Below are 18880 nucleotides of genomic sequence, written 5' to 3'. Positions count from 1 at the left end.
CCTCGGCGCACGGTTGCGCCCATTTGGCCGATCGCTCGATGGTTGTCACCCACAGAGGTGACCGATACGTTCGAACGCATGCACGGCTGGGGCGTCGGGGCCAGCTCGCGGGAGGACAGGCACGACCACGTGCGGCTATACATCATGTGTATAGTTGCACCGCCGCCGCCAGCCCCGACCGGAGGTGTCAGGTGCACATCGGCGGAAAAGCAGGGATCTGCGGCGTGGTCGTGGGGATGGTGCTCAGCGCATCCCCGGTAGCCATCGCCGCGCCACCATCACCACCACAGGCACAACCACAGGCACACCAGGCCAACGCGGTCACCCTCCTCACCGGTGACCGCGTCCTCGTCCAGGACGGCCAGGCCAGATCCGTCCAACCGGGACCCGGCCGCGACGGCATGACGTTCTCCGCGTTCACCCACTCCGGCAGCACGTACGTCATCCCGGCCGACGCGCGCCACCTCGTGCGCACCGGCCAACTCGACCGGCGACTGTTCGACGTCAGCACACTGATCGAGTTCGGCTACGACGACGCCCACCGCGCCGACGTGCCGCTGATCGTCAGCCACCCCGCCGGCCGCCCCGCCCCCGCCCTCGCCGGCGCGCGCACCCTGGCCAGCATCGACGCGGTCGCCGTCAACGCCGGAAAGGACGGCGCCACCTGGGAAACACTCACCGACGGCACCGCCACCCGGCGCGCGACCGACGGCGTCTCCCGGATCTGGCTGGACGGCAAACGTCAGTCCATCTTGGACCAGAGTGTCCGGCAGATCGGCGCGCCGGCCGCCTGGGACGCCGGCTACACCGGTGAGGGCGTGACCGTCGCGGTGCTCGACACCGGCGTCGACCAGACCCACCCCGACCTCACCGACCGGGAGGTCGGCGAGCAGAACTTCACCGACGCGCCGGACAACGTCGACAACTTCGGCCACGGCACGCACGTCGCCTCGATCGTCGCCGGCACCGGCGCCAAATCCGACGGCAAGTACCGGGGCGTGGCCTGGGACGCGTCGATCCTGGACGGAAAGGTGTTGGACGACAACGGTTCCGGCCAGGAGTCGTGGATCGTCGCCGGCATGGAGTGGGCCGCGACCCAGGGCGCCGACGTGGTGAACCTGAGCCTGGGCGGCAGCGACACCGCGGACACCGACCCGCTGGAGGAGGCGGTCAACACCCTGTCCGCCGAGCACGGCACGCTGTTCGTCATCGCCGCCGGCAACTCCGGCCCCGGCGCCGAGTCGGTCGGCTCACCGGGCAGCGCCGAGGCCGCGCTGACCGTCGGCGCCGTCGACCGCGACGACACCATCGCGCCGTTCTCCAGCCGGGGCCCCCGCGTCGGCGACGGCGCGATCAAGCCCGACATCACCGCGCCGGGTGTGGGAATCGTGGCCGCGCTGCACTCCGCCGGCACCATCGGCGACCCGGTCGTCGACGGGTACACCGCACTGTCCGGCACGTCGATGGCCACCCCGCACGTCGCCGGCGCGGCGGCGCTGCTGGCCCAACGCCACCCCGACTGGACCGGCGAGCAGCTCAAGGCCGCGCTGTCCGCCTCGGCCACCCCGAACGCGGACGCGACCGTGTTCGAACAGGGCGCCGGCCGCGTCGAGGTACCCAGGGCCATCGACCAGGCCCTGGTCAGCACGCCGACCAACGTCAGCCTGGGCACCGTCGCCTGGCCACACGACGACGACGAACCCGTCACCAGGGAACTGACCTACCGCAACCTCGGCGACCCCGACGTCGTCCTGTCGCTCGCGATCGAGGCGACCGGCCCTGACGGCTCCCCGGCCAACCTGTTCTCGTTGAGCGCCACCGAGATCACCGTCCCCGGCGGCGGCACGGCGACCGTCTCGGTCACCGGCGACACCACCCTGGGCAACGCCGACGGCGTCTACTCCGGCGCGGTCGTGGCATCGATGGGCACCCCGGGCGAGGTGGTCAGCAGGACACCGGTGGCGATCACCCGCGAGGTGGAGAGCTACGACGTCACGCTGACCTTCCTGGACGACACCGGCGCCCCCACGCCCGACTACGACGCGCTGCTCGTGGGCCTGGACAATCCCACGTTCGCGTTCCCCTACGAGGAGGACGGCTCGGTCACCATCCGGCTGCCCAAGGGGAAGTACCTGGCGCACAACACCGTCGTCACCGGCGCGGGGGAGAATTTCAACCTGGTCCCGCACCCGGGTCTGGTCGTCGACCAGGACCTCGACGTCGAGGTCGACGCGCGGCTGGCCGAACCGGTGGCGGTCACCCCGCCGGCCGGGACCGACCTGACCCTCGCGCTGGGCGACGTCGGCTACTCGGTGCGCACCGGCACCTCCGGCTTCGGCAGCGCCCTGCTGACCGAGGACCTGGCCACGGTGGCGACCACGCAACTGGCCGACGCACCGGACGGCACGACGATCACCGGCAAGATCAACAGCCAGTGGCTCGGCGCGGACGGCTCGTTCTACGGCCTGTCCTGGTTCACCGAGGGCGAGGTGCCGACCGGGTTCGAGCGGACCGTGGACGACGGTGACCTGGCGACCCTGCGGGCCGAGTTCGGCCCGGTGACCGGCGACCAGACCGGCGGCCGCTCGGCGTACCCGCTGCCCGCCGACGGCGACGCGTTCGTGTTCGCCGTGGTCACCCCGGTCACGCTGCCCGGGACGCGGGCCGAGTACGTCACCACCGAGGACGGGATCGGCTGGTCGTCGGGCCTGTCGGTGTCCGCCGGCGACACGCAGCTGGCCCAGTTCGACTCACCGCTGACCGTCTACGAGGCGGGCCGCGAGTACCCGGCCCGGTTCAACCACGCGGTGTTCGGCCCGACGCTGCCCGACACCGAGCTGCCGTGGGGCTTCCGCGTCGGCGACACCCTGGACGTGCTGGTCCCGCTGTTCGGCGACGGCGCCGGCAACACCGGCTTCTCGGTCGTCGAGGCGGCCAGTACGAAGCTCTACCGGGGTTCGGAGCTGGTCGGTGAGACCCCGGACCCGGGCGCCGGGCGGTTCGCTGACCTGCCGCCGGAGGCCGAGGAGTACCGCCTGGTCACCACCGCCACCCGCCCGGCCGCGTTCGACCTGACCACCTCGGCGACCGCCGAATGGACCTTCACGTCGTCCCATGTGGACGGTGAGGATCCGGTGGGGGTCGCCCTGAACGTGGTCCGGTTCCTGCCCGAGCTGGACGCGGACAACTCCGCCCCGGCCGGCGAGGAGTTCGCGCTGCCGCTTCGCCTGGAGAACGGCACCGGCGAGGCGGTCACCCCGGGGTCGATCACGGTGGAGGCGTCGTTCGACGGCGGCGACACGTGGACCGCGCTGCCGATCAGTGACCTGGTCGCGACCGTCACGCACCCGGCCGACGCCACGTCGGTGTCGCTGCGCACGACGGCCGCCGACCAGGACGGCAACCAGGTGACCCAGACCCTGATCGACGCCTACCGGCTGCGCTGAGGGTCCGGGGTGGCGGCGCGCGTCAGGGCAGGTTCGCGACCAGTTCGGCCGGCTCCACACGAGGGCCGGTGTAGAACGGGATCTCCTCGCGGACATGCCGGCGCGCGTCGCTGCCCCGCAGGTCACGCATCAGGTCGACGATCTTGTCGAGCTGTTCGGACTCGAAGGCCAGAATCCACTCGTAGTCACCGAGAGCGAACGCCGGCACGGTGTTGGCCATCACTTCGGGGAACTCGCGTCCCATCTGCCCGTGCTCGGCGAGCATCCGCCGGCGCTCCCCCTCCGGCAGCAGGTACCACTCGTAGGAGCGGACGAACGGGTAGACGCAGAGGTACTTGCGCGCCGGCTCACCCATGACGAAGGCCGGCAGGTGGCTCTTGTTGAACTCCGCCGGCCGGTGCAGCGCGGCCTGGCTCCACACCGGGGTACTGGCGCGGCCGACGGCCGTGCGCCGCAGCCCGCTGTAGGCGGCCTGGAGCTGCTCGATCTCCTCGGCGTGCCACCAGACGAGGAAGTCGGCGTCGGCCCGCAGCCCGGCGACGTCGTAGACGCCCCGGACGATGACCCCCTTGTCCGCCAGGGCGTCGAGGTAGTCGGCGAGTTCGGTGGCGGCGGTCTCGCGGTCGGTGATCCGGCCTGGTTCGGCGCGGAACACCGACCACATGGTGTAGACGATCTTGTCGTTCAGCTCGGCGTAGTTCAGGCGGGCCATGGGCCCATGCTCCCACTACCCACCGGCGGGCAGCGCGCGAAGGTGCGCGGCGACACGGCGCGCGGCCTCGGTGGCGCTGTCCACGCACGCCGGGATCCCGACGCCCCGGAACGACGCCCCGGCGACCTCCAGCCCGGCGACGTCCGCGACCGCGGTCTCGATCGCCGCGACCGCCTCCAGATGCCCGACTCCGTACTGTGGCAAAGCTCCACCCCAACGTGTGACTCGCCAGTCGATCGGGTGGGCCGTCAGCCCGGTCAGCTCCCGCAGGTCGTCGAGCACGGCCACCATCAGGTCCTCGTCCTCGCGCTGGAGCAGCTGGGTCTCCCCGACCCGCCCCACCGAGGCCCGCAACCGGGGCGGCCCCCAGCCCCACTTCACGCTGGTGTGCGTGAACGCCTTGGCGGTGAACACCGTCCCGTCCGGCCGGCGCTCCCCCACCGCGAGCAGCACGCCGCTGCTGTCGGGCAGCACCGTCCCCTCGGGGAACGCCAGCGACACCACCGCCATCGAACCGACCTCGATACCGGCGTACCCGGCCGCCGCCCCCGGCGCGACGTCGGCCAGCAGACGCCGGGCCGCCGGCGGCGGCACCGCGAGCACGACGGCGTCCGCGTACAGCGCCCGCCCCCGCCCCGGACTGCCCAGCTCCAGCCGCCACCGCCGCCCGTCCCTGGCCAGCTCCCGCACCGGCGACCCCAGCAGCACCGTCTGTGAGGTCCGCCCCAGGAGGTTGTCGACCAGCGACCCCATCCCCTCGCGCAGCGCCCCGAACACCGCCGGCCGCGTGGCCGGACCGGCGTCGGCACCGGGCTGGCCACCCGAAGCACCGCCACCCGAAGCGCCGGTCGCGCCGCCGAGGAGCCGGGCAGCCGCCCTGGTCAGCGAACCGCCGGCCTTGTCGAGGGCGTCGACCAGCGCCGGCATCGTCGCCCGCAGCCCGAGCAGGTCCGCGCGTCCCGCGTACACCCCGCCCAGCAGCGGCTCCACCAGATGATCGACCAGCTCCCGCCCGAACCGCTCGCCCAGCACCTCGCCCACCGACACGTCCCCGCCGGCCGGCATCCGCAGCGGCGGCAACGACTCCTCGGCCGCCACCCGCTCGGCCGCCTGCTCGGACAGCACCCCGCGCACCGCGTCCGCCGCCGCCGGCACCCCGAGGAACGTCCGCCTCGGCAACGGCACGGTCCGCCCGCCGGCCCGCACGGTCGCCGACGCGGTACCCGGGTGGATCACGTCCAGCCCCAGCTCGTCGGCCAGGCGGGCCGCCGACGGGTTGCGCACCACGAACGCCTCCGCGCCGACGTCGGTCGCGACCCCGCCCACCTCGACGGTCGACAGCTTGCCGCCCAGCCGCTCGGACTGTTCGACGAGCGTGATCCGCACCGCCGGCCCGAGCTCCCGCTTGAGCCGGTAGGCGGCGACCAGCCCGGTCACCCCACCACCGACGACGACGACCCTGTTCACGGCGACCTCGTTCACGGCGTCAGGCCGTGGACCAGCTCCACCACCCGCGTGAGCACCGTCGGATCGGTGTTGGGCAGCACCCCGTGCCCCAGGTTCACGATGTGCCCGCCGGCCGCGCGGCCCTGCGCGACGACCCGCCGGACCTCCCGCTCGATCGCGTCGAAGTCGGCCAGCAGCACCGCCGGGTCGAGATTGCCCTGCACGACCGGCGCCGGCCCGCCCGGCACGGTCAGCCGCCGCACGGCCTCGTCCAGCGGCACCCGCCAGTCCACGCCGACGACGTCCGCGCCGGCCTCGCGCATCGCCGGCAGCAGCTCGCCGGTACCCACCCCGAAGTGGATCTTCGGCACCCCGGAGACCGCGCCGAGCACCCGCGTCGAGTGCGGCAGCACGTACTCCCGGTAGTCACGCTCGGACAGCGCCCCGGCCCACGAGTCGAACAGCTGCACCGCCGCCACCCCGGCGCCGATCTGCACCTGGAGGAACGTCGCGGTGATCTCCGCGAGCGCACCGAGCAGCGCGTGCCAGGTGTCGGGCCGGGAGTACATCAGCGCCTTGGTCCGCTCGTGGTGGCGGCTCGGGCCTCCCTCGATCAGGTAGGAGGCCAGCGTGAACGGCGCCCCGGCGAACCCGATCAGCGGGGTGTCCCCCAGCTCGGCACGCACCAGCCCGACGGCCTGCGCCACCGGGTCGAGCTGCTCGGCGGCCAGCGTCGGCAGCGCGGCGACCGCGTCGGCGTCACGCACCGGCGAGGCCACCACCGGCCCGGTACCGGGCACGATGTCGACGTCGATCCCGGCGGCGACCAGCGGCACCACGATGTCGCTGAACAGGATGGCCGCGTCGACACCGTGCCGGCGCACGGGCTGCAGGGTGATCTCGCAGACCAGGTCCGGCGTGAAGCAGGCCTGCAACATCGGGACGTCCTTGCGGACCTCGCGGTACTCGGGCAGGGACCGGCCGGCCTGGCGCATGAACCAGACCGGCGGGTGGGCGGGGGTGCCGCCGGCGGCGGCCACCAACAGCGGAGCTGTCGGGACGCGGGAGGCGGTCTCGGAGGCTGGTGTCATAACGCCTTGATCGTGCCACGGGGCGCCGGAGGACCGTCGCGCCACTGTGGGTACGCAGGAACTCATCGACGTGTCCGGCGCGGCGTCCCCGCTCACTGACTCGGGTGGTCTTACAGTTACGAGTCGTGACCAGTACGTCGGCAGCGCCCGAACTGTTCACTCAGGCCGTCGCCGCGTTGAAGTCGCTGCGACCGAGGTCTGAGGTGCAGCTCGGGGTCGTGCGCGCACCGCAGCGCCTCGCGCCGTGGGCGTACGCGATCACCGCCGAGGTCACCGGCCCGGCCGACGTGCTGGCCACCGGCCGGCTGGTCCTGCTGCACGACCCGGACGGCGTCGAGGCGTGGGGCGGGGTGCTGCGCCTGGTCGCCTACGTCCGCGCCGAGCTGGACACCGAACTCGCCGACGACCCGCTGCTGCCCACCGTGGCCTGGTCCTGGCTGACCGACGCGCTGTCGGCCGCCGGCGCCCCGTACGCCGCGCTCGGCGGCACGGTCACCGACACCTCGTCGGTGCGCTTCGGCGACATCGCCGGCCCCGGCCGGACGGACGACCTGGAGCTGCGCGCGTCCTGGAGTCCGTCCGACGAGGACCTCGCCCCGCACGGCGAGGCGTTCTGCGACCTGATGGCCAGCGTGGTCGGGCTACCCCCGGTAGGGGTAACCATGTTCACCCACCGTCACAACGGCTGAGACGCGGCGACCTCCTCGGCACCGGCCAGCGCACGCAGCACGTTCTCACCGGCGAGCTTGGCGCAGTCCCGCTCGCTCCACCCCCGGTCCAGCAGCGCCGCGAACAGCGCGGGGTAGCGGCTCACGTCCTCCAGCCCCTCGGGCAGCGAGGTCACCCCGTCGTAGTCACCGCCGAGACCGATGTGGTCGATGCCGGCCACCTCGCGGGCGTGCTCGACGTGTTCGACCACCGCGTCGATGCCCACCGTCGGCATCGGCGGCCCGTCCCAGGTTTCGGCGAACCGGTTGCGCTGGTCGAGGTCCCGGTGGTCGGCGCCGGCCCCGGCCATCGCGGCCTGCAGGCCCTTGTCCCAGGCGACCAGCGCGTCGGACACGAAGGAGGGCACGAAGGTCACCATGCACACGCCGCCGTTGCCGGCCAGCCGGGCCAGCACGTCGTCGGGGACGTTGCGCGGGTGGTCGGTGACCGCCCGGCACGAGGAGTGGCTGAAGATCACCGGCGCGGTGCTCACGTCCAGCGCGTCGCGCATGGTGGTCGGGGCGACGTGCGAGAGGTCGACGAGCATGCCGATCCGGTTCATCTCGGCGACGACCTCGCGGCCGAAGTCGGTCAGTCCGCCGTGGGCTGGTTCGTCGGTGGCCGAGTCGGCCCACGGCACGTTCTCGTTGTGGGTCAGCGTCAGGTATCGCACGCCCAGCCGGTACAGCGCGCGCAGCACACCGAGGGAGCCGTTGATGCAGTGGCCGCCCTCGGCGCCGAGCATCGAGGCGATCCGGCCGTCGGCGAACGCCGCGCGGGCCTGCGCCGCGGTGGACACGATCCGCAGGTCGTCGGAGTAGCGGGCGGCGAGCGTGTGCACCAGCTCGGCCTGTTCGACCACGGCGGTCACGGCGGCGTCGCCGGTCAGCCGGCACGGCACGTACACCGACCAGAACTGCAGGCCGACGCCGCCGGCGCGCAGTCGCGGCAGGTCGGTGTGCAGGGTGGGCTGGTGCTGGGTCAGGTCGACGCCGAACCCGTCCGCGCGCGAGGCGTCGGCGCCGGGGAAGGAGCGCAGCGCCCAGGGGAGGTCGTTGTGCCCGTCGACCAGCGGGGTGGTGCCGAGCAGGGCCCGGGCGCGCGAGGTGTTGGCGTTCTCCACAACCACGACTCCGTTTCATCGTGTGCCGACTCTGATGCGTTACGTCACAAACCAAGAGTCACCCGATCGTGTTACATCCGCACGCCTGAGTGATGTCTCGATTGGATAGATAACGAATTGATCATCCCGCTAACCCGCTTGGGGGGCTAGGCTGCGGACGTCGACACCACTTTCGGTCCAATGGCGGCGCGGCTGTTTGGCCGAAGGTCCCGGTGTAGGTCGGGGGGCACGACCGACTCCAGGGAGGTAGTGACGTGGCTGCCGTCGGCTTAGGTCAGGCCGTTCGAACCACGCCAGCCGGCGTCTTGCCGGCGAACATGGTCCCGCACCCGCGGGAAGAGCTGTTCTCGGTGCTGGTGGTCGATGACCATCCGTTGTTGAGGGAGGCGATAGCTGCCCGGTTGACCCAGATGGGTGCGGGCACCGTCCACGAGGCTGCCACGGTGGCCGAAGCGAGGGCGCGAGCGCTGGCCACCGGGCCATGCGATCTCGCGATACTCGATCTCGGTCTGCCGGACGGCAGTGGAATTGAACTGGTCACCGAGCTCCGCAGCCATGGCTGGCCGCGGATCGTGGTGCTGGCGTCGTCAGACGACCCGTACGCCGTGCGTTCGGCCTTCCAGGCAGGGGCCCAGGCCTACCTGCTGAAGTCGGCCTCGCCGGTGGTCGTGACCGACGGGGTCCGGCGCGTGCTCGAAGGCGGCGTCTACGCCGACCCGAGCGTCGCTCCGATCCTCGCCACGGGCACGCGGGTCCCTGGCACCGACAACACCCCACGCGAGCTGTCGGCTCGCGAGGTCGAGGTGCTCCAGCTGGTCGCGGACGGTCAGTCCAACAAAGAGATCGGGGAGGGGCTCAACCTGTCAGCACTGACGGTCAAGAGCCACCTCTCCAGGATCGGCCGGAAGTTGGGCACCGGCGACCGGGCACAGATGGTCGCGCTGGCCATGCGGGCCGGTGTGATCCGCTGAATCGAGCATGCGGCGGATCGGGGCGCGGGGCACAGTGCGCTCCCCGATCCGCCGGTGTTCGGACCCCTGTTCCGACCCGTCTCGATCCCATAACGCCACGTTAGGCGTACGTCTCGTTCCGTCGTCCCGTATGGTCATCCGCCGTGGGCGAATCGGGGACGGGAACAGACGAGGAGACCCAACCGGAGCCGGTGCTGCTGGCCCAGCCAGCGGAGGGCACCCCGGATGTGGTCGAGACGGACGAGGCGTTACGAGCTGCCTCGGACGCGCTGGCCGCTGGGCGAGGGCCGATCGCGGTCGACACCGAGCGGGCGTCGGGTTATCGCTACTCCCAGCGCGCCTACCTCGTGCAGGTCCGCCGTGAGGGCGCCGGCACCGTCCTGGTCGACCCGGTGGCGCTCAACGACCGGATCGACCCGCTGATCGCCGCTCTCGGCGACACCGAGTGGGTACTGCACGCCGCCTCCCAGGACCTGCCGTGCCTGGCCGAGCTGGGCCTGGCACCGGCGCGCCTGTTCGACACCGAACTGGCCGGACGACTGGCCGGCTACGAACGCGTCGCCCTCGGCACGCTGGTCGAACTGCTGCTGGGCTACCGCCTGGAGAAGGGCCACGGCGCCGCCGACTGGTCACGCCGGCCGCTGCCCCAGGACTGGCTGGACTACGCCGCCCTGGACGTCGAACTGCTGGTGCCGCTGCGTGACGCGCTGGAGGCCGAACTCGACTCCCAGGGCAAGCTGGAGTGGGCGCTGGAGGAGTTCGAGGCGCTGCGGGTGGCCCCGCCACCGCCGCCACGCGCCGAACCGTGGCGCCGCACCTCGGGCATCCACCGGGTGCGTTCCCCGCGTGGTCTGGCGTCGGTGCGGGCGCTGTGGGAGACCCGTGACGCCCTGGCCAGGCAACGCGACATCGCCCCCGGCCGGGTCCTGCCGGACAGTTCGATCGTCGAGGCGGCCGTGGCCGCCCCCGACAACGAGACCGACCTGTTGAAGCTGCCGGTCTTCAAGGGTCGCTCGCAGCGGCGGATCGCCGACACCTGGCTACGCGCCCTGCGCGCCGCCGCGGCGCTGCCCCGCGCGGAACTGCCCGACCCGTCACCGCCGCACGACGGCCCGCCGCCGCCCAACCGCTGGGCCGACCGCGACCCGGCCGCCGCGGCGCGGCTGTCGGCGGCCAGGGCCGCGCTGACGACCGTCGCCGAGGCCAACCGCCTGCCGATCGAGAACCTGCTCCAGCCCGACCTGGTCCGCCGCACCTGCTGGCGTCCGCCGGAGACGCTGAACGAGGACTCGGTGGCCGAGGCGCTGCGCTCCGGCGGGGCGCGGGAGTGGCAGATCGCGCTGACCGCCCAGACGCTGTCGACGGCACTGTCCACGGCGCTCGACGGCACCAGCTGAGGCTCGGTGGCCGTCCGCGTCGGCACGTCGGGCTGGGTGTACCCGCCGTGGCGCGGCGCGTTCTACCCGCCGGGCCTGGCGCACCGCCGCGAGCTGGAGTACCTGTCCGGCCGGCTCAACTCGGTGGAGATCAACGGCAGCTTCTACGCCCTGCAACGCCCGGCGAGCTACCGGTCGTGGCGCGAGCAGACACCTGCGGGCTTTCTGTTCGCCGTCAAGGGCAGCCGGTTCATCACCCACCTCAAACGGTTGCGCGACACCTCGGCTCCCCTGGCGAACTTCCTCGCCTCCGGTGTGCTCGCCCTGGGCGAGAAGCTGGGCCCGATCCTCTGGCAGCTGCCCCCGAACCTGCCCTACGACCCCGACACCCTGGCGGGTTTCCTCGCCACCCTGCCCCGCACCACGACCGAGGCCGCCGCCCTGGCCACCCACCACGACGAACGCGTCGAGGACCGGGCGCTGACCACCGCCGAGGTGGACATGCCGCTGCGGCACGCGCTGGAGGTCCGCCACCCCAGCTTCACCGACCCCGGCCTGCCCGACCTGTTGCGCGCCCACGACATCGCCCTGGTCCTGGCCGACGCGGCCGCCGACTGGCCGTCGCTGGACCACGTGACGAGCGACGTCGTCTATGCCCGCCTGCACGGCAGTACCGAGCTGTACGCCAGCGGGTACACCGACCGGGCACTGGACGAGTGGGCCGCCCGGATCCGCGGCTGGACCGACGAGGGCCTGGACGTCCACGTGTACTTCGACAACGACGCGAAGGTCCGCGCGCCCGCCGACGCGCTGGCACTGAGTCGTCGACTTGACCTCCCCTGGCCGCCCTGATTCGGCAGAATCAGGGCCGTGCGCTGGTTGACGGTCGTGGGCATCGTGGTGTTCGCCGGTGGCTCGGTGTGGGTGCTGGTGCGGTTGACCACGCTCGATCCCGCCGAGCAGACCACCGCCGTCGGGTTCGCCCAGACGGCGTTGACCGTGCTGGGAGTGCTCATCGCGTTGATCAGCGAGGCCCTCCGGTGGCACGGCCGCGATCCGTTGCCGCCGCTGGCGGATCGTCTGGACACTCTGGCCTTGTCGATGCTCGACACCTGGGAGAAGGCCGTGGTGGAACGGGATCTGACCACGCCGTTGCCGATCCACTGGCGCGCCGGCGCCGACCGGGGGGACCTCGGTGACCTGCACCGTCTGTACGCCGCCCTGCCATCGAACCGGTTGGTGATCACCGGCGGACCGGGCGCCGGCAAGACCGCCGCCGGCATTCTGCTGCTGGTGGAGGCCCTCAAGCGGCGCACCGCCAGCGACCCGGTGCCGTTGCTGGTCACGCCGCACGGCTGGAATCCGGCCGCCACGTCGGCCAGGGACTGGCTGGCCGGCAAGATCGCCGAGACCCCCGGCCTCGCCCGGGGCGCGGCAGACCTGGTCCCCCGGCTCGCGGTGTTCCTCGACGGCTTCGACGAGCTGGAGGAATCCTTACGCCCCCAGGTGTTACGCGAACTGAGCCGCCAGGCGACGTTCCGCGTGGTACTGCTCAGTCGGCCCCCCGAGCTGACCACGGCCAGCCTCGCCCTGGCCGGCGCGGTCACCGTCGAGCTCCGCCCACTGGACCCCGAGACCGCCGCCGACCATCTCCTGGGCCGTTTCACCGAGCCGCCGCCCGCCTGGCGGGCGGTCGCCGATCACCTGCGCACCCACCCCGCCGGCCCGCTCACCCGCACCCTGCGCAACCCGTTCCTGCTCACCCTGCTCCGAGACGCCTATCCGCCGGCCGGCCCGGTCGACGAACTCCTGGACGGCAAACGTTTCCGCAAGGCCACGCAGATCGAGACCCACCTGCTCGACCGCTCCCTCGACGCGGCCTACGCCGAGGGCCCCGAACGCCTCCCGTACTCCCCGGGCACCGCCCGCAGGACCCTCACCTACCTGGCCCACCAGCTCAACCAGCGATCCACCCGCGACCTCGCCTGGTGGCATGTTCCACAGTGGACAGACAGGCCGCTTGGCCTGATCCTGCGCGGACACGTCGTCGTGGCGGTGGTCGCCGTCCTGGTGGGCGGCCTGCTCGGCCTTTCCTACCGGCTGGCCTCCGGAGAGCCCGTCCTCACCGGCCTGCCGGTCGGACTGGTGGTGGGCTACCTCTGCGCCTACATGACCATCCGCCGGCCCGCCTCCCCCAAACGCATCCCGAAGAACTGGTGGACGACCCCCCTGCGCCCCACGGCGCTGCTGACCGCCTTACCCACCGGTTTCGCCGTGGCCCTGGTCCTCACCCTGCTCGACTCGGCCCTCCCCGGCCCCCTCGGCTGGCTCGCGACGGGCGTGGTGGTGTGGCTGGCCCTGGGCTTGGGCGCATCCCTGTTCAGCGGCACCCAGGAGAAAAGCTCCGCCCTGGACCCGGTGCGCTCCTGGCGCCGGGACGCCAGAACCGGCGTCGCGTTCACCGCCGTGGCCGCCCTCGGCGCGTTCGTGATCGGCCTGGGTTTCGCCTCCCAGTTCGCCGTCCCCCCGCTCACCGTCCTGGCCATCGCCGCCCTCGGCGGCCTGGCCGGTGCGGTGTGGATCTGGCCCACCAGCACCACGACCTGGCCCGTCCTCGCCGCCCAGGCCCAGCTGACCCTCACCGAGCGCACCCCGCTGCGTCTGGTCCGTTTCCTGGAGGACGCCAGGAAACGGCAGATCCTGCGCACCGCCGGCCCGGTCTACCAGTTCCGCCACGCCACCCTCCAGGACCACCTCGCCGCCCAGTGGGACAAACCCCGAGGTTGACCCTCACGCGACGTGAGGCCCGAGAGTGGTTCCCATGAACGACTTCTACGACGCCTTCGAGACGAGCCCCGTCCCCGCGCCGGGTCCGGACGCCGTCGCCCCCGAACCGTTCCGGGGGATCTACGGGATGCCGATGTTCGTGACGATCCCCACGCCCGACCTGGACGCGTCGATCGAGTTCTGGACCAAGGGTTTCGGCTTCATCGAACTGTTCAGCATCCCCGGCAGGGTGGTGCACCTGCGCCGGTGGGCGTTCCAGGACGTGCTCCTCGTGCCAGGGACGATCAGTACCTCCGGAATGAGTGTCAGCTTCGCGATCGTCCTCAACCAGCTCGACTCCCTCGCCTCGGCGTGCCGTGCGCTCGCCCCGGAGAACGTCACCGAACCGCGGGACACCCCGTGGAACACCCGTGACGTCGAGGTGACCACCCCGGAGGGCGTGCGCGTGGTGCTCACCGCGGCCCGGGTCTTCGACCCCGACAGCGCCGAAGGGCAGTACCTCACCTCGGTCGGGATCTCGGCCCCGGCGCAGTGATACTGGTGTTCATGGTTGACCACGAGACCGGCGGCGTGACGGTCGGTGCCGCCGCCGATCTCGTGAACGTGACGGTCCGCACGCTCCACCACTGGGACGAGATCGGCCTGGCCTCACCGTCGGGCCGCAGCCCGGCGGGCTACCGCCTCTACACCGAACCGGACCTGGACCGCCTGCACCGGGTGGTCGCCTACCGGGAAACCGGACTCGGCCTGGACGCGATCCGCACGGTCCTCGACGACGCCACCACCGAGATCACCGCCACCCTCCGCGAACAGCGGGCCCACCTGGCCGAACGCATCCACGACCTCCACCGGCTCGACGAGCGCCTCAGCCGGATGACCGAGGCCCACGAACACGGCATCCTGCTCACCGCCGAGGAACAGCGGGAGACCTTCGGCAAGGACTGGAACCCCGACCACACCCGCCTGGCCCGCGTGGCCTGGGGCGACACCCCGCAGTGGGCGCGGTTCGCCGAGCGTTCCGCCGCCCGCACCCGCCCCCAGTGGCAGTCCCTGGCCGACGCGATGCACGCTCTCCAGGCCGACCTCGCCACCGCCCTGACCGCCGGCACACTCCCCGGCACCCCCACCGCGAACGACCTCGTCGACCGGCACCGCGAGCTGTTCTCGAACTTCTTCCCGCTCACCCGCCAGATGCAGGTGTGCCTGGGCCGCCTGTTCGAGTCCGACCCCGGTTTCGCCGCCCACTACAACGGCGTGGCCGACGGTCTCGCCACCTGGTTCCGCCAGATCATCGACGAGTCCGCCCGCGCCAACGGCATCGACCCCGACACCGCCACCTGGCGGTAACGACCCCTCGGCCCGGCGGCGCGGGGCGAGGTCAGCGCGCGACCGGCAGGTGCACGGTCACCGTCAGCCCGCCACCGGGGACCGCCTCCGCGCCCACCATTCCCCGGTGCGCCAACACCACCGCCTTCACGATCGACAGGCCCAGCCCGGTCCCGGTGTGCGCCGTCCGGTCCACCCCGCCCCGGCGGAACGACTCGAACAGCTCGTCCACCCGTTCCGGGTCGACCGCCGCTCCCGACGACGCCACCCGCAGGCTCGACCACTCCGGCCCGGCGCCGGTCCACACCTCGATCCAGCCGCCGTCGACGTTGTGCCGCACGGCGTTCTCCAGCAGGTTGCCCGCCACCCGCTCCAGCAGCGCCGGGTCACCCCTGACCGGCGCCGGCAGGTCGTTGAACGTCACCGACAGTCCCCGGCCGGCCGCGTCCTGGCCGAGCGGGCGCCACGCCGAACCCACCACGGCGGCCAGGTCGACCGGTTCCACCACGGCCAGCCCCATGCCGTCGGTCCTCGCCAGCAGGAGCAGTGCCTCCACCAGTTGGCCGGCGCGCAGGGTCGCCGCCCGCACGACGCCGGCCATGCGGCGCAGCTCGTCGGCGTCGGCGTTCGGGTCGGCGAGGGTCACGTCGAGTTCGGTACGAATAACCGAAAGTGGGGTCCTTAGCTCGTGTGAGGCATTCGCGACGAACTGGCGCTGGGCGGCGAACGTCGCCTGCAACCGGTCGAGCATCGCGTCGAACGTGTCGGCCAGCTCGGCGACCTCGTCGCGCGGGCCGCGCAGTGCGATGCGTTCACCGAGCGACTCGGCCGACAGCCGGCGCGCGGTCCCGGTGACGTCACGCAGCGGCTTGAGCATGCGGCCGGTGAACGTCCACGCCAGCAGCGCCGTCGCGACCAGCACGCACACGAACGCGATCGAGCCGGCGACCAGCACCCTGGTCCGTGCCTGGTCACGCAGGACCTCGGCCAGTTTCTCGGCCTTCACCGGCACCCCGTCGACCAGCACGGTCGTCCCGGCCGGCAGCGACGGCACGGTCACCGCCCCGGACGCCAGCGCCCAGGCCAGCCACAGCAGCAGCACCGAGACCAGGGCGACCAGCGCGGTCGCGAGCAGCGTGATCCTGGCGCGCAGGCCGGGACCGCGCCGGGGGTGGGTCACGCGCCGGCGGCCGCGGCCGGCACCCGGTACCCCGACCCGACGACGGTGTCGATGATCCCCGGCTCACCCAGCTTCTTACGCAGCGTCATCACCGTCACTCGAACGGTTGTGGTGAACGGGTCGGCGTGCTCGTCCCAGACCCGCTCCAGGAGCTCCTCGCTGCTCACCACCGACCCGGACGCGGCGAGCAGCACCTCCAACACGCCGAACTCCTTGCGGGTCAGCTCGACCGGTGCGCCCGACCGGGTCACGGTGCGCCGCGCGGGGTCAAGTTCCAGATCACCGGCCCGCAGCACCGGCGGCGTGACCGGGGTGGACCGCCTGGCCAGCGCCCGCACCCGGGCAACCAGCTCGTCGAACGCGAACGGCTTGGCCAGGTAGTCGTCGGCGCCGAGCGACAGTCCCTCGACCCGGTCGGCGACCGACCCGGACGCGGTCAGCATGAGCACCCGGGTCAGCTGCCCGGACGCGACGATCTCCCGGCACAGTTCGTCACCGGACATGCCAGGCAGGTCACGATCGAGCACGACCACGTCATACCGGGTGACCGTGGCCTTCTCGTGTCCCTCGTCGCCGTCCAGGGCGACGTCCACCGCCATGCCCTCTCGGCGCAGCCCCCTGGCCACGGCCTCGGCCAGGGGCTCCTCGTCCTCGACGATCAGTATCCGCACCGCACCAACGATGCCACGCGCCGCCGTCAGCCGCCGTCGGCCCCACGCACCGCCTTCTCGTCACGGGTCGCGGTGAGGTCACCCAGCCGGTCGACCGTCCACTCGGTGACGGCGCGGGCGACCTGCTGAGCGGTCAGCCCCAGCCGGACCAGCACCTCCGCGCGCGTGCCCTGCCCGTGGAACTCCTGCGGAATGCCCAGATCCCGCAGCGGAACGTCCACATCGGCGTCACGCAGCGCGGCGGCCAGCGCCCACCCGAACCCGCCGTGCCGCCCACCGTCCTCGACGGTCACCACCAGCCGGTGCTCGGCGGCCAGCTCCACCAGCTCCGGCGGCACCGGCGTGACCCAGCGCGGGTCGACGACGGTCACCCCGATGCCCTGGTCGGCGAGCCGGTCGGCAGCCGCCAACCCCAGCTCGGCGAACGCGCCGACGGTGACCAGCAGCACGTGCTGGCCCTCGCCCGACGCCGGCCGGCGCAACACGTCGACCACCCCCCGGCGCTCCAGCGACCCGACGTCCGCGCCGACGGCCGCCTTCGGGAACCGCAGCACGGTCGGCCCGTCGACCTCGACGGCCTCGGCCAGCTCCTCGGACAGCGTGCCGGCGTCACGCGGCGCGGCGATCCGGATACCCGGCACCGCGCCGAGGATCGACAGGTCCCACATGCCGTGGTGGCTGGCGCCGTCCGGCCCGGTGATGCCCGCCCGGTCGAGCACGACGGTCACCGGCAGCCGGTGCAGCGCGACGTCCATCAGCAGCTGGTCGAACGCGCGGTTGAGGAACGTCGAGTAGATCGCGACCACCGGGTGCAGCCCGGCCATCGCCATGCCCGCCGCCGAGGTGATGGCGTGCTGCTCGGCGATGCCGACGTCGAACCAGCGGTCGGGGAAGGCCGTGGCGAAGGGCTCCAGCCCGGCCGAGCGCAACATCGCCGCGGTGATCGCCACCACGTCCGGACGCTCGCCGCCGATCCGCACCATCTCCTGGGCGAACACCGAGGTCCAGGTGGCGCCCTTGGCGGTGGTGGGCTTGCCGGTGACCGGGTCGATCGGGTCGGTCTGGTGCATCTGGTCGACTTCGTCGTTCTCGGCGAGCGGGAAGCCGCGGCCCTTGCGGGTGACCGCGTGCACGATGACCGGCCCGCCGAACTCCTTGGCCCGGCGCAGCGCCGCGTCGAGAGCGACGAAGTCGTGGCCGTCGACCGGGCCGAGGTACTTCAGGCCGAGGTCCTCGAACATCATCTGCGGGCTGAGCGCGTCCTTGATGCCGCGTTTGGCGGCGTGCAGGGCGGCGTAGATGGGTTTGCCGACGACCGGGGTGCCCTGCAGGACACGCTTGCCGCCCTCCAGGGCGCGCTCGTAGCCGGGGGTCAGGCGCAGCGAGGTGAGGTGGTCGGCGAGGCCGCCGATGGTGGGCGAATAGGAGCGCCCGTTGTCGTTGACGACGATGACCATCGGCCGGTGCTTGCCGCCGGCGATGTTGTTGAGCGCCTCCCAGCACATGCCGCCGGTGAGCGCCCCGTCACCGACGACGGCGATGACGTGCCGGCGCTCCCCGCGCAGCTCGTAGGCCTTGGCCAGACCGTCCGCATAGGACAGTGCGGTGGAGGCGTGGCTGTTCTCGACGAGGTCGTGCTCGCTCTCGGCCTGGCTGGGGTAGCCGGACAGCCCGTCCCGCTGCCGGAGCGAATCGAACTCCTGCTGACGCCCAGTGACCACTTTGTGCACGTAAGCCTGATGCCCGACGTCAAAAATCACCGAATCGTGCGGTGAGTCGAATACCCGGTGAATGGCCATCGTGAGCTCGACGACGCCCAGGTTCGGCCCGAGGTGACCGCCTGTCGCGGTGACCTTGTCGACCAGGAACTGCCGAATCTCTGCCGCGAGCCTCGTGAGGTCCTCGGGGGACAACCGCTTGAGGTCGACGGGCCCGTGCAGCGATTGGAGCAGGCTCGGATGGTCGGTCACCGCTGGTCACCTCGAATTCTGGTTCGTTCGGCTGTTTGGCGGTTCCGGCCAGTCTACGAGCGTCCGTCACGGC

Annotated in this window: 15 protein-coding genes; 8 read left to right on the top strand and 7 right to left on the bottom strand. The window is 72.3% G+C overall.

Features of this window, described 5'->3' with window-relative positions; genetic code table 11:
* The first annotated feature begins 224 nt into the window (after positions 1-224).
* A complete protein-coding gene (locus BLA60_RS05365) occupies positions 225-3446 on the top strand; it encodes a S8 family serine peptidase (RefSeq protein ID WP_162292905.1) in 3222 nt (1073 codons plus the stop codon).
* Between the two features lie 22 nt (positions 3447-3468).
* Here the strand turns inward: BLA60_RS05365 and hemQ are convergent, their stop codons facing one another.
* The 3 genes from hemQ to hemE are packed head-to-tail and all read right to left on the bottom strand — an operon-like array spanning position 3469 to position 6695.
* Positions 3469-4158, bottom strand: a complete 690-nt coding sequence (hemQ, locus tag BLA60_RS05360; protein WP_075131619.1) for a hydrogen peroxide-dependent heme synthase — start codon at positions 4156-4158, stop codon at positions 3469-3471.
* A 15-nt stretch (positions 4159-4173) separates the two neighbouring features.
* Positions 4174-5625, bottom strand: a complete 1452-nt coding sequence (hemG, locus tag BLA60_RS05355) for a protoporphyrinogen oxidase (RefSeq protein ID WP_075132066.1) — start codon at positions 5623-5625, stop codon at positions 4174-4176.
* Between the two features lie 11 nt (positions 5626-5636).
* Positions 5637-6695 carry a uroporphyrinogen decarboxylase gene (hemE, locus tag BLA60_RS05350; protein ID WP_075131618.1) on the bottom strand — a complete coding sequence of 353 codons (1059 nt, stop codon included), beginning with the start codon at positions 6693-6695 and terminating at the stop codon, positions 5637-5639.
* A 125-nt stretch (positions 6696-6820) separates the two neighbouring features.
* On the opposite strand from hemE, the gene BLA60_RS05345 reads away from it, so the two are divergent.
* Entirely contained in the window at positions 6821-7384 is a 564-nt protein-coding gene (locus BLA60_RS05345; RefSeq protein WP_075131617.1) for a DUF3000 domain-containing protein, read from the top strand.
* On the opposite strand, the gene BLA60_RS05340 is transcribed toward BLA60_RS05345, so the two are convergent.
* Positions 7372-8526 carry a dipeptidase gene (locus BLA60_RS05340; RefSeq protein WP_075131616.1) on the bottom strand — a complete coding sequence of 385 codons (1155 nt, stop codon included), beginning with the start codon at positions 8524-8526 and terminating at the stop codon, positions 7372-7374. The genes BLA60_RS05345 and BLA60_RS05340 overlap by 13 nt on opposite strands.
* 254 nt (positions 8527-8780) lie before the next feature.
* Between BLA60_RS05340 and BLA60_RS05335 the strand changes: the two genes are divergently transcribed.
* The 6 genes from BLA60_RS05335 (at position 8781) to BLA60_RS05310 (ending at position 15007) form a co-directional block, all read left to right on the top strand.
* Entirely contained in the window at positions 8781-9497 is a 717-nt protein-coding gene (locus BLA60_RS05335) for a response regulator (RefSeq protein WP_075131615.1), read from the top strand.
* A 143-nt stretch (positions 9498-9640) separates the two neighbouring features.
* Complete coding sequence (locus BLA60_RS05330) at positions 9641-10894, top strand: HRDC domain-containing protein (protein WP_075131614.1); 1254 nt, start codon at positions 9641-9643, stop codon at positions 10892-10894.
* 6 nt (positions 10895-10900) lie between these two features.
* Positions 10901-11725 carry a DUF72 domain-containing protein gene (locus BLA60_RS05325; RefSeq protein ID WP_075131613.1) on the top strand — a complete coding sequence of 275 codons (825 nt, stop codon included), beginning with the start codon at positions 10901-10903 and terminating at the stop codon, positions 11723-11725.
* A gap of 18 nt (positions 11726-11743) precedes the next feature.
* Complete coding sequence (locus BLA60_RS05320; protein WP_154814139.1) at positions 11744-13660, top strand: hypothetical protein; 1917 nt, start codon at positions 11744-11746, stop codon at positions 13658-13660.
* 34 nt (positions 13661-13694) lie between these two features.
* Entirely contained in the window at positions 13695-14195 is a 501-nt protein-coding gene (locus tag BLA60_RS05315) for a VOC family protein (RefSeq protein WP_075131611.1), read from the top strand.
* 11 nt (positions 14196-14206) lie between these two features.
* Entirely contained in the window at positions 14207-15007 is an 801-nt protein-coding gene (locus tag BLA60_RS05310) for a MerR family transcriptional regulator (protein ID WP_075132065.1), read from the top strand.
* A gap of 31 nt (positions 15008-15038) precedes the next feature.
* Here BLA60_RS05310 and BLA60_RS05305 read toward each other — a convergent pair whose 3' ends face one another.
* Genes BLA60_RS05305 through dxs form a run of 3 tightly spaced genes read right to left on the bottom strand, consistent with a single transcriptional unit; the run spans position 15039 to position 18789 of the window.
* Positions 15039-16166, bottom strand: a complete 1128-nt coding sequence (locus BLA60_RS05305) for a sensor histidine kinase (RefSeq protein WP_075131610.1) — start codon at positions 16164-16166, stop codon at positions 15039-15041.
* The gene (locus BLA60_RS05300; RefSeq protein ID WP_075131609.1) at positions 16163-16837 is read right to left on the bottom strand and encodes a response regulator transcription factor; all 675 of its coding nucleotides are present in this window, start codon (positions 16835-16837) and stop codon (positions 16163-16165) included. The genes BLA60_RS05305 and BLA60_RS05300 overlap by 4 nt, the downstream gene beginning before the upstream one ends.
* Positions 16838-16863: 26 nt before the next feature.
* On the bottom strand, positions 16864-18789 hold the full coding sequence (gene dxs / locus BLA60_RS05295) for a 1-deoxy-D-xylulose-5-phosphate synthase (RefSeq protein WP_211288629.1): 1926 nt from the start codon (positions 18787-18789) through the stop codon (positions 16864-16866).
* Positions 18790-18880: the final 91 nt, after the last annotated feature.

This window comes from Actinophytocola xinjiangensis, from assembly GCF_001921215.1.
Taxonomy (GTDB): domain Bacteria; phylum Actinomycetota; class Actinomycetes; order Mycobacteriales; family Pseudonocardiaceae; genus Actinophytocola; species Actinophytocola xinjiangensis.
Note: the sequence above shows the minus strand (reverse complement) of the source record. Positions and strands in the feature narration are given on the sequence as shown.